Genomic DNA, 12,350 nt, shown 5'->3' with positions numbered 1-12,350 from the left:
CAGCTCCAGGCGCCAGCGGCTATCGTCATAAGCGGTGATCCCCTCTGGAAGGAAAGATCACCTTCCTGCGGGTACCCCCGCTTATGCGTACGCCGCTAGGCGGGCGCCTTGCGCTTTTGTTCTAACCGGCATTCGATTGTACAAACAGCTTTTTTACCGTATGCCTCTGTCTTCGCCTGAAGGTTCGTCAATCGGCGAGTTTTCTTTATGGCTTTTCAGCTGTTTCTCTTTGATCTTTTCCTCAATTAAATCGTCAGCTGTCTCAATCTCCCGGTCTTCTGCAGAGGCTGCCGCTTCTCGTTCTGCTGACTCATCCAATGCTGATGGTTCAACGCTGTCCAAGCTGCTTTCTGCTTGTACTTTTTCTGAATCATCATTTCTTTCCTGCTCAAGTTCATCCGGCCTGCCTGCTTCTGCGTATTCATCCTCCCCGATCTCGAACTGGGAAACCTGTTCTTTTAGCAGTCTGGCTATTTCATCAAGTTGACTGGCGGCATTGCTCACCTGTTCGATTCCATGCATCTGGCTTTCACTTGACGCACTGACTTGTTCCGCTGTGGCGGCTGATTCTTCTGATATTGCACTTACATCTGTAAGTTTGGAAGCAAGTTCACGATTAGATTCCTCGACATGTTGAAAAGCTTTGTGCACCGATCCGGCCGCTGTACCGATATGGGAAACATTTTCTACAATCGCTTCGAACGCAGCTTTCGTCCTGTCGACGGAATGAAGCTGTGTTTCCTGGAGGTGATCAATGGCTTCTGCTTCGCCGGCAAGCTGTTCCATTTTTGCTGACATTTGTTCAATCAGCCCTTTTATTGAACGGGCCTCCCCTTTGGATCTTTCCGCCAGTTTTCTTACCTCTTTGGCAACGACAGCGAAGCCTCGTCCGGATTCGCCCGCTCGTGCCGATTCAATAGCTGCATTTAATGCAAGCAGGTTTGTGCTCTCTGCAATTTCTTCGATAGTGTGTACAATATGATGGATTTGCTGCGATTGATCGGCAGCAAGCTTTACCTGGTCGGTCAGGCTGGCCGCGAGCTTAACGAAATCCTGTGACACACGGTCAAGTTCAGCCATGACCCGCAGACCTTCGGACCCCTCTCTTTCGGCAGACAATGCATCTGCGTTGATTGCCGAAGCGGATTCACTCGTTTCACTTATTGCCCTGGAAACGGAGTGCAATAATTGATTGCTCGTTTCGATTTGTTCAGCTTGATCCTGTGCACCTTTTGCTACCTGGTGAATCGCTTCATTCACTTCCAGGGCGCTTGCATTCGTTTCCCGGGAAACAACCGTCAGGTTTTCGGATGAAGCCGATAATTCAGAAGAGGCATCCAGGACGTTTTTCATCGTAAGCTGCATTTTTTCAGCCATGCGGTTGAACGTTTCAGCAAGCTCTCCCATTTCATCCTTTGAAACAACATCCACACGGAAGGAAAGGTTTCCTTCCCCGATTACTTCTGCTCCCTTTTTTAGTGACTGGATCGATGACATGATATTTCTTGTCAGATAAATACTCATGCCGAGAATGCCGGAAACGCTCAGGATTCCGATTGCGATTAAACCGGCGATTAAATAGCTGCGGAGCTTTTGCTGCTGTTCGGAGATGAGAGATAATTTGTTTGATACCTCTTTTTTGACAGCAGCCGTTTCAGCTGCTACTGATTCTGCGATTTCCTCAAAATCAGATGTGATTGTTTCAGAGCGGATAAATGCTGATTGGATGGTGTCGAGTGCACTCCGGTATTTCAAAAAATCTGTTGTGAAACTGCTCTCGCCCTGAGCCGCTTCCATAACGAGTGTTTCGTATGTATCAATTTCACTCTGGAGCTGTACGTATGTTTCGTTATTGCCATCTGCAATGAATTGCGCTTCAAGCATTTTTACTTTGCTGAGCTGTTCGTTTGCAGCATCATCCCCTGACATGCCGGCATATCCGTCAAATGATTCATGGATTGAAATAAGGCTGCTTTTAAGTCCTTCATTGTCGGAATAACCCAGCTGTTTGAACATTGCGGCAAGCGGCTGTAATTTGCCTTTATATTCTTCTGCCAGGCTTGATAATTCACTGAACTGCTTTTTTAAACCGGGTTCGTTCTCAAACTGCTTTTCGACTTTTTTTGAGATGCCGATCATTTCATCAGTGTTTTCATTCAATTTTTGTGCCAGGTCTTTGGAAGGCGTCCTTAAAAAGGTTTGCTCAAGGCCGCGGATTTCACTCATCTTAATCATGATATCCTGGCTCACCGTAATGGCCCCATTCAAGTTCTGCTGTTTTTCCTTAACATTTTCCTGCATAGTAAAAAAGACCGTGGTAAAAAGTAAAACAATTAAAAGTGCAAACAGCGAAGCACCAACAATGATACGGATTTTACTGCGGATTGTTTTCACCAACATCCCCCTTTATTCGGCAAAAATTTCTCTATTTTACTAATTATAGAACGATTATCGGGGACTGGCAAACAGATTTTCATACGAAAGGCATATACAAGTGTCTTTACACATGTAGAAAACGATCTATAATAAGAAGGGGAGAAATATTAGAAAAGCGGGGGGAAAGCAGATGAGGGAATTTTTAGCTAAAAAAGGAGTCACACTTTCGCCGAAAGTTTATTTTGTTACGGCATTAAGCTATATGGCACTGGGACTTTTTTCATCATTAATTATCGGACTGATCATTAAAACAATCGGGGAGCAGGTCCCTCAGCTCGGGTTCCTTGTAGAAATCGGGACGCTCGCCATGGGCTTGATGGGAGCGGCAATTGGCGGTGCGATCGCATACGGACTTCAGGCACCTCCGCTTGTTATTTTTGCTGCCATTATTACCGGTTCTGCAGGCGGACAGCTTGGCGGGCCGGCAGGAAGTTATGCAGCGGCGCTGATTTCAGCAGAAATCGGAAAACTTGTAAGCAAGGAAACGAGACTTGATATCATCGTCACACCGCTCGTAACGTTATTGACCGGATATGCTGTTGCGGCACTTGTCGGACCATATATTCAAGGCTTCACTGAGTGGTTTGGTGAGGTGATCATGTGGTCGACAGACCAGCGGCCATTCATTATGGGGATTTTGGTTGCGGTGTTAATGGGATGGGCTCTGACAGCCCCGATTTCAAGCCTTGCGATCGCCTTGATGCTTGACTTGCATGGCCTGGCAGCGGGAGCGGCAACAATTGGATGCGCAGCGCAAATGATCGGTTTCGCGACAAGCAGCTACCGTGAGAACGGCATTGGCGGCTGGCTGGCCCAGGGGATCGGCACATCCATGCTCCAGGTGGCGAATATCGTTAAAAATCCGTACATCCTCATTCCGCCTACTGTTGCCGGAGCAGTTCTTGCCCCATTCGCTACGGTATGGCTCGAATTGATTAATAATGCCGCCGGAGCCGGCATGGGAACGAGCGGCCTTGTCGGCCAAATCATGACATTTTCTGTAATGGGCTTTTCTTGGGATATTTTTTTGGCAGTAATCCTTTTGCATTTCGTTGGACCTGCTGTCATCAGTCTGATACTATCTGAATGGATGAGGAAAAAAGGCTGGATCAAATTCGGCGATATGAAAATTGATTATTAAAAGCAGGTGATGAAATGGAAGAACTAAAAACGATAGAAGCATATCAAGAGGCTGTAAAATCAGGTGATGCGATTTTGATGTTCTCGGCAGACTGGTGCCCGGATTGCCGATTCATCGAACCGTTTTTGCCTGAATTGGAAAATGAATACCCGGATTACCGATTTTACTATGTTGACCGCGATGAAATGATCGATTTGTGCGCTGATCTCGGCATTTTCGGCATTCCAAGTTTTGTCGCATACCGGGACGGGGAAGAAGCCGGACGGTTCGTGAACAAAGACAGAAAAACAAAAGAACAGGTGCAGGAATTCATTGAATCTCTCACATAGACGACACGGCGGATAGATTGAATGCATCCTTTTTAACGCCGCGGATATTGTGTGACCAGGCAAAAATACCGTCTTCAAAGACGGTATTTTTACTTCACAGCGAAGAATGGTAAAATGAATTTATTGTGCGACCAACGAAATAACAGGGAGGCGATCGCAGTGAAAATGACCAGCCTCAAAATGAAAAGGCTGCTTGAAGACAGGCTTAAGAACCCTGACTGGCAGACCTCTTATAACCGGGACAATGATGAACTCCGCATTGAACATAAACGGACAAATCAAGGAATTAATTTAAAACTCGGAGGGATTGTCGCGAAATATGAGGAAAGAAAAGAAGCAGCTGTTGACGATGTTGTCTATCATGTCGAAGAGGCGCTGAAAGTGATGGCTGAACAGCAGCATCTCGAAGGAAAGGAACAGAACATATTCCCTGTCATCCGCTCGGCTTCGTTCCCGGTCGAATCGAAAGACGGGAAAAAGCTGCTGTTTGATGACCATACTGCGGAAACACGGATTTATTATGCTCTTGATCTTGGAAAATCGTATCGTCTGCTTGATATGGATTTCATAAAGAAGGAAGGCTGGAGCGCCGATCGTGTGCGTGAAGTGGCGCGTTTCAATGTCCGATCCCTTTCTGTGGACATGAAACAGGATCAGGTGGCAGGCAATACGTTTTACTTTTTGAATGCGAACGACGGCTATGATGCGAGCAGGATATTAAATGAAGCTCTCCTTGAAAAAATGGCTGCGTCGGTGAAAGGGACGATGGCGATTTCGGTTCCCCATCAGGATGTGCTGATCATTTCAGATATCCAGAATGATACCGGCTACGATATTTTGGCGCAGATGACAATGAAATTTTTTGCGGATGGAAGGGTGCCTGTCACCGCCCTTTCTTTCCTGTATGAGAATAAGGAACTAGAGCCTATTTTCATATTGGCCCAGAATAAAAAAAAGGAAAGTACAGAAAAGGAGTAATCAGTGATGAATGTGTTTTACAATACAAAAGGCATTGGTGATGTCCTGCTTGTCACAGTGAAAGACGGTGACCGCACTACCCTCGATTATGAAAAGAAGGGCGATGCAGTCCGTATTTTTGACAAAACATCAGGTGAAACAACCGGGTATAATCTATTTAACGCATCCGCCTTTTTGTCTCTCGAAGGAGACGGGATGGTGGAATTGAATCAAGATCTTGCTGAAAAAATCAATGAAATGATTAAAAAGAATGGATTTGCAGAGACGCTCGATATTGACCTGTCCCCCAAGTTCGTAGTCGGGCATGTCATTGAAAAAGCAAAGCATCCGAATGCCGACAAACTGAGCATTTGTAAAGTCGATGTAGGAGAAGACGTCCTTCAAATCGTATGCGGTGCTCCGAATGTCGATGATGGCCAAAAGGTCGTAGTTGCAAAACCGGGGGCGGTTATGCCAAGCGGTATGATCATCAAAGATGCAGACCTGAGGGGCATTGCTTCTTCAGGCATGATTTGTTCCGCGAAAGAACTGGACCTTCCGGATGCACCGGCTGAAAAGGGGATCCTCATCCTTGAGGAAAGCCGCAAGCCTGGCGAACCGTTTTTTCAGTCTTGATAAATCGGCCTTGTTTTTAAGGATATTGTCGATGTTTCGGAAACGAGTATCTGCAGTGGAATTTAACAGCAGCGGTTGACAGAGCTAATAAATAAAATGAACATCAGCCTTGGAGCGAAAAATGAAACGCAGGATATTATTCCTGCGTTTTCCTTTTTCTTTACAATTATATTGCTGGAAATAATAGAGATTTACTAGACAAATCACGACAAAATCTTGGTACAATAAAGTCATCTTGACAATTAGTAAAAATTCTCATTCGACAAGAAAGAGTGATAACGATTGGATTGGATTAAACGATTGATCAGACAGTTTACTGAAGAAGACGGCAGTGTTCCCCCGACGGACAGCAAAAAAGAAATGCCGCCTCAGCAAACCCGAATACATAGAGAGGTGGAAGCGCGTGTTTCCTACCAGTATCCGCAGGGGAATTTTCGTTTTCCGCTCATCCCTGATGAAGATGGGCGGCAAGAAAATGAAAGTGGCCGAAAAAGGGACCGGCGTGAACAAGAAAAACCGGTGAAAAATAGGCGGATCCGGCAAAAACAAGAGCAGCAAGATAATCCAGCCGTCTATCAGGAGCAACCAGGAACTTACCGGGATATCCGCAGATCGAAACCTGTCAACAAACAGGCTGGTCAATCCGCTGAACGAGCTGATCGGCCTTCTGAAAGTAAGCGGCCCTTTCAACGGACTGAAGTCCCGTCACCCATTTATGGATTCGGCAAAGCTCCTGACGGCATGTACCGATCCCATTTCATCGACATTAACAAGCCTTATATTTCACCGCTGGATGATGTCAAAAAATTGAAAGAAATGGCCCGGGAAACGATGATGTCTGACGGGTATGGCGATATGGCCCGGCCGCCTTCCATTTCTTCATTTTTGAACGCCCTCTCCCCAATTGAGCAAGACGCTGAAAGGGAAGAGGAAACAGGATATCGAAATGATGATTATGAAGCTGAAATGGAGAATAATTGGCCTGTTATGGAACCAGAGGCAGATGAGGAGTCCGTCAATGAAAATCATGAACGTAACACTGGCCGGGAGATCATGCTGGAAAGTGACCAGTCACAAACCAGGTCTGAACACGATGTGCACAGCGAAGAGATAGTGTATGAAAGTTATGGTGAAGCACAGGAAACGGTCCTGGAGCATCATGAGCCTGCCGTTGGAGCCGGTCATGAAGTGTACAGGGAAGAGGCCGTTTCTGGAATGGACGACCATGCAGCGGAACAGGGGACCGGTCCAGGATATAATGAATCCTTTATGGAGGCTGCACCTGTGGATTCCCCTGAAAAGCCTTCCCCGGAAAAGACGATGATTCACATGGATAATGAAGCAGAATCAATTCCTGACGGGAGAAATGACAGCTTGAAGCAGGAACAAACGGACGGATTCAATGAAGCGGAGAATGCCGATTTTCAAGAAACGCCGGAAATAACTGAAAGTGACAGGGCATCAACGGATAAAACCACTCCGGATGCGGTGAACATGCAAGAGGAGTTTGCTGGGCGGCAGCAAAACACACGCGATGATAAACCTGTGCCGAAACAGCATCGGGAACGAGTGGATGAGAAGCTGAACCGTCCGCAAGGAACCCGTGAAAATGAAACGGCTAACGTGCCGTACAATGTTGTCATGTTGAAGCGTGACAAAGACAAGGCTGCAAGAAAGATGCCCGGGAAAGGATCTTATCAGTACCCGTCCTTGCAGCTTCTCGATGTGCCTCCCAAGTCACCAGGCGATGATGAAGACTGGCTGAAAGAACAGCGTGAACTTCTTGATGCCACCCTGGCAAACTTCAATGTCCGCGCTCATGTGGTGGGAGTGACGAAAGGGCCTGCAGTCACAAGGTTTGAAGTCCAGCCGGAGCCCGGTGTGAAGGTGAATAAAGTCACCAATCTGACTGACGATATAAAACTCAGCCTTGCAGCTGCAGATATCCGCATAGAAGCACCCATTCCCGGTAAAAACACGATTGGCATCGAGGTGCCGAACTTGAAGAGTGCTCCTGTTTTCCTTCGTGAGATACTAAGAAGCCCCGCATTCATGCAAAGCAATTCGCCGCTGACGGTTGCGCTTGGGCTTGACATTGCGGGACAGCCGGTTGTCACGGATTTAAATAAAATGCCGCATGGCTTGATCGCCGGCGCCACCGGATCCGGAAAAAGTGTCTGTATCAATTCCATGCTGGTCAGCCTGCTTTATAAAGCTGCTCCTCATGAATTAAAGCTGCTGTTGATTGATCCGAAAATGGTTGAGCTGGCGCCTTATAATAATCTGCCGCATCTGGTCAGCCCTGTTATTACTGATGTGAAGGCTGCTACCGCCGCACTTAAATGGTCGGTTGAAGAAATGGAGCGCAGATATGAGTTATTTGCTCATGCAGGTGTCCGAGACATTACGAGATATAACAATAAAGCCAGGGAATTCGGGCAAAAAGACCAGCTCCTTCCTTATCTGGTCATTGTCATTGATGAACTTGCAGACTTAATGATGGTTTCACCTCAGGATGTCGAGGATGCTGTTTGCCGAATTGCCCAGAAGGCGCGAGCGTGCGGGATTCATCTTGTCCTTGCGACCCAGCGGCCGTCTGTCGATGTCATTACCGGCTTGATTAAAGCCAACATTCCGACAAGGGCTGCATTCGCCGTTTCCTCACAGGTTGATTCCAGGACGATCATCGACGGCGGAGGAGCAGAGAAGCTTCTTGGAAAAGGTGATATGCTCTTCCTGGAAAATGGATCATCCAAGCCTGTACGCATACAGGGTAATTTTGTTTCAGATGATGAAATTGACAGAGTTGCAGATTTTGTCAGGGCGCAGCAGAAGCCCTCTTATATGTTTGAACCGGAGGATCTTGTCCAGCGGTCCCAACCCGATCAGTTAGAAGATGAACTTTTTGAAGAAGCATGCCTGTTTGCTGCACAACAGGGCGGTGCTTCATCGTCTGCCCTGCAGCGGAGATTCCGAATTGGTTTCAACCGGGCTGCACGCCTGATTGATCTAATGGAGGCACAAGGTATTGTTTCAGAACAAAAAGGCAGCAAGCCGCGTGATATCCTCGTATCCAAAGAGAAAATCGAAGAAATATTCACAGCAGAAAGCCCGCTATCATAAGCGGGTTTTTTCTTTGTTAAGGAAATTATAAAATGTAAGCGTTGTGAATAAAAAGCCAGAAGGGAATCGTCCAGCTCCAGGCGCCAGCGGCTATCGTCATAAGCGGGCGCCTGGAGCATTTGTTCATGCGCACAACAACGTTAAAAAAGCCGGATAACAGCCGGATAAAGCCGTCAGCAATATTTTTGACCGGTTTCATGTCTGTTACAGATTGTTGACGGTTTGATACATTTTTGTTTTAATATAAATATATATTTTATATAACAGGTGTTGTATATCTTTCCTTGATATAGTAGAATTTTAACTTTTGACATAATGATTGATATTTCAATACTTAACTATGGGACATTCCGTCAGAATATTCTGATGGTTTTATAAAAAAATTAGAAGGGGGAGTTTTTTTGAAGAAATGGCTAATTATGCTTGTGACTGTCCTCACAATGTCCATGTTTCTGGCTGCCTGCGGTGATTCCGGCAATGGAGGCAATGCAGGTGAAGGCGGAGAAGGAGGGTCCGAAGAAGACTTTAAAACGGATATCCAGCTTGGTACAGGCAGTACAGGCGGAACTTATTTCCCGCTAGGACAGGAAATGGCGACAGTGATGAAGAAAAATGTAGATGTTGAAGGCTTCAATGTAAGTGCTGTATCAACCGGTGCTTCTGTGGAAAACCTTGCAAAAATTGGACGAGGCGAACTCCAGCTTGGTATGACTGTCCATATTCCTGCATTGAACGCTGCCAACGGTGAAGGGGAGTTTGAAGGCTCAAAAATTGAAAACTTCGGCTTTATGGGGCATATCTACCCTGAAGTCATGCAAGTTGTCACCCTTAATTCAACTGGCGTTGGAACAATCGCTGACTTGAAAGGAAAGAAAGTCGCCATCGGTCCTCCGGGAAGCGGAACACAGGCTGCGGCCAAGCAAATCCTGGAAGCTTACGGTTTGAGTGATGGAGACTACGAAGCGTTTGAAGAAGGTTTTGGCGATGCCAAGAAGAAACTCCAGGATGGCCAGCTTGATGCCACGTTCGGTTTCCTTGGACTTCCGGCTGCCAGTGTCGATGAACTGTATGCGGCAACAAAAGATGTCAAATACCTTGAAATTGAAGGGGACGCACTTAATTCGCTGCTAGAAAACACGGACTACCAGGAATTCACCATTGAAGCTGATACGTTTGAATGGCTGGAAGAGCCCGTGGCAACCGTGACAGCATACGCGATCCTGGTCGGCTCCACCAATCAGATCAGTGAAGAGCTTGGCTACCAAATCACGAAAGCCATGATCGAAAACTCCGGTGACATTTCCCATGAACAGGGCGCGCATATCACCGAAGAAAATGCTCTCAAAGGCTCTGAAGGCCTTCCAATGCACCCGGGTGCGGAAAAATATTATAAAGAAATCGGCCTGCTTGACTAACAGGCCGCAGCTTGCACTATAAGGCAAAACGGCCGGACATTATCTGTCCGGTCGTTTTGCCGAATATTTCTGAGGCACGCCGGGCACCATTAAAAACCACTATTATTAATATTCCGCATGACGCCGCAATGTAATTTCTCCGCCGGCAAAATTTCGGGTTCCGCGAAATACAGGATCTACTGTAACGAAACCGATACATTCCTCCCTTTTCGCGGGAATCAACATCAGATTGGATGGTGAAGAGATGAAAAAAGAATATAAAACACAAAATGAAGATAAAGACATACAAAGTGAAGAAATACTTGCAAAATATGACCGGGAACATGCCTTCCGAATCGATATCGGAAAGTGGGCTTGGGTGGTCACCATCATTGGCGCCGCTTTAACAATATTTCATTTGTTTACAGCCTATAAAGGGGTTTATCCCTCCCTTATACAAGGACCGATCCACCTTGGTACTGGGCTTGCCCTTATCTTTATTCTCTATCCTGCCAGGAAGCACTGGACCAGCAAAAGTGGAGTCGCCTGGTATGACGTGATTTTAGCCTTGCTGGCCCTGTTCACGAATTATTACATCGTGTTTAACTACGAACGGCTGATCAATGGTGCCATCATATTCGGATATAGTCCGTTTGATATTGCCGTGGCGACAATCGGCATTGTATTGCTTCTCGAAGGAACAAGGAGAGCGGTAGGCGTCCCGATCGTCATCATTGCGGTTGCGGCTCTCGCATATGGGCTGTGGGGAACCGGAATCCCAATGTTTGGCCATGCCGGGTTTGATTGGAAACGATTGAGTACAGAAATGTTTTTTAAATCGAATGCCATTTTCGGAATACCGATTCAAATATCTTCGCAGTACATTTACCTGTTCCTGTTTTTTGGCGTGATGCTCGTCAAGACGGACATCGGGAAGTTTTTCAATGACCTCGCTTTCGCCCTGACTGGCCGGTTTACAGGCGGTACAGCCAAAGCGGCAGTTGCTGCCAGCGGACTGCAGGGGATGGTGACAGGAAGCTCGGTTGCCAATACGGTCGGCTCCGGCTCCTTTACCATCCCGATGATGAAACGGGCAGGTTTCCGTCCGGAATTTGCAGCAGCAACAGAAGCTTCCGCCTCAACAGGCGGTCAAATCATGCCCCCTATTATGGGTGCTGCAGCCTTTATCATGGCTGAATATACGGGTGTGCCGTACAGTGAAATTATCATCATCGCCATCATCCCTGCGGTTCTTTACTTTTCAGGTGTGTTTATGGGGACTCATTTTGAGGCAAAGAAACAAGGCATTCTCGGAGTTTCGAAAGAGGATTTGCCGAAAGGGACCAACTTGCTGAAGAAGATGGACCTGCTTCTGCCCCTAGTGACAATCGTATGGATGCTGCTTTCCGGCCGGACACCGACCTATGCAGCATTGTGGGGAATCGGAATTGCTTTTGCCGTCAGCCTTTTCCGTAAAGCGACACGTATGTCTCTCCGTGAGATGCTTGATGCTCTTGAACAGGGTGCACGAACAGCCCTGCCTGTCATATCGGCGTGTGCGACAGCAGGCATTGTCGTAGGTATTGTCGTGTTGACAGGGCTTGGCGGCAAGATTGCCGGAGGCATTATTGAGCTCGCATCAGGGAATTTTTTCCTGATCCTGTTTTTCACGATGCTGGCCAGCATTTTGCTCGGAATGGGATTGCCGACAACTGCAAACTATGTTGTGACAGCGTCCATGGCTGCACCGGCTATTTTGAATGCATTCCCTGAAATTCCGGTCATAGCTGTCCACATGTTCGTCTTCTATTTCGGAATTGTTGCCGACATTACACCTCCTGTTTCGCTGGCAGCTTATGCAGGTGCGGGAATCGCCGGCGCGAATCCGATGAAATCCGGTATAACGGCGTTTAAACTGGCAATAGCCGCTTTCATCATTCCGTATATATTCGTGATGCAGCCGGAGCTGCTTTTGCAGGAGGGCGCTACTTTCGTGAGTGTCCTGCCGGCTGTTGTGACAGCACTTCTCGGCATGGCAGGGATAAGTTCGGCAATGATCGGGTTCTTTGTCAGACATTCCAACTTTATTGAACGGATAGTTCTATTTTCGGCCGGGATTCTTTTGATTTATCCTAACCTTTTAATTTCGCTTGTCGGCCTGGCCGTTTTGGCAGCCATGTATATTTTGCAGTCTATTTTAAACAAAAAGGATCATAGGAAAACCCCAACCCCGCAAATGTGATTTACCTGGCATCCGCCGAACTGGCGGATGCCTTTTTTAATTGGTAAGACAGTATAAGTGTTTAAGCAAGATCAATGTCCAGCTGCGAGCCC

8 protein-coding genes and 1 pseudogene are annotated in these 12,350 nt (G+C 46.9%); 7 read left to right on the top strand and 2 right to left on the bottom strand.

The genetic code is table 11. The features are described from left to right. Nucleotides 1-153 precede the first annotated feature (153 nt). Both A4U59_RS22585 and A4U59_RS22580 read right to left on the bottom strand, forming a co-directional pair. On the bottom strand, nucleotides 154-1,353 hold the full coding sequence (locus tag A4U59_RS22585) for a methyl-accepting chemotaxis protein (protein WP_425388892.1): 1,200 nt from the start codon (nucleotides 1,351-1,353) through the stop codon (nucleotides 154-156). A gap of 21 nt (nucleotides 1,354-1,374) precedes the next feature. Next, a pseudogene (locus tag A4U59_RS22580) lies at nucleotides 1,375-1,524 on the bottom strand (HAMP domain-containing protein); the annotation flags it as partial. Nucleotides 1,525-2,566: 1,042 nt separating this feature from the next. Here A4U59_RS22580 and A4U59_RS08805 point away from each other — a divergent pair. From A4U59_RS08805 to A4U59_RS08775, 7 genes are all read left to right on the top strand, one after another. After that, on the top strand, nucleotides 2,567-3,577 hold the full coding sequence (locus A4U59_RS08805) for a PTS sugar transporter subunit IIC (RefSeq protein ID WP_070120542.1): 1,011 nt from the start codon (nucleotides 2,567-2,569) through the stop codon (nucleotides 3,575-3,577). Between the two features lie 14 nt (nucleotides 3,578-3,591). After that, on the top strand, nucleotides 3,592-3,906 hold the full coding sequence (locus tag A4U59_RS08800; protein ID WP_070120541.1) for a thioredoxin family protein: 315 nt from the start codon (nucleotides 3,592-3,594) through the stop codon (nucleotides 3,904-3,906). 165 nt (nucleotides 3,907-4,071) lie between these two features. Further along, nucleotides 4,072-4,884, top strand: a complete 813-nt coding sequence (locus tag A4U59_RS08795) for a DUF1444 domain-containing protein (RefSeq protein WP_083270770.1) — start codon at nucleotides 4,072-4,074, stop codon at nucleotides 4,882-4,884. Nucleotides 4,885-4,890: 6 nt separating this feature from the next. Beyond that, entirely contained in the window at nucleotides 4,891-5,499 is a 609-nt protein-coding gene (gene ytpR, locus A4U59_RS08790) for a YtpR family tRNA-binding protein (RefSeq protein ID WP_070120539.1), read from the top strand. Between the two features lie 282 nt (nucleotides 5,500-5,781). Further along, entirely contained in the window at nucleotides 5,782-8,622 is a 2,841-nt protein-coding gene (locus A4U59_RS08785) for a DNA translocase FtsK (protein ID WP_070120538.1), read from the top strand. A gap of 401 nt (nucleotides 8,623-9,023) precedes the next feature. Beyond that, complete coding sequence (locus A4U59_RS08780; RefSeq protein ID WP_245680528.1) at nucleotides 9,024-10,037, top strand: TAXI family TRAP transporter solute-binding subunit; 1,014 nt, start codon at nucleotides 9,024-9,026, stop codon at nucleotides 10,035-10,037. A 244-nt stretch (nucleotides 10,038-10,281) separates the two neighbouring features. Beyond that, nucleotides 10,282-12,258: a TRAP transporter permease gene (locus A4U59_RS08775; protein ID WP_070120537.1), complete on the top strand. Its 1,977-nt coding sequence runs from the start codon at nucleotides 10,282-10,284 to the stop codon at nucleotides 12,256-12,258. The last annotated feature ends 92 nt before the right edge of the window (nucleotides 12,259-12,350 follow it).

The organism is Bacillus marinisedimentorum (assembly GCF_001644195.2).
In the GTDB taxonomy this organism is placed as follows: Bacteria; Bacillota; Bacilli; order Bacillales; family Bacillaceae_O; genus Bacillus_BL; species Bacillus_BL marinisedimentorum.
Note: the sequence above shows the minus strand (reverse complement) of the source record. Positions and strands in the feature narration are given on the sequence as shown.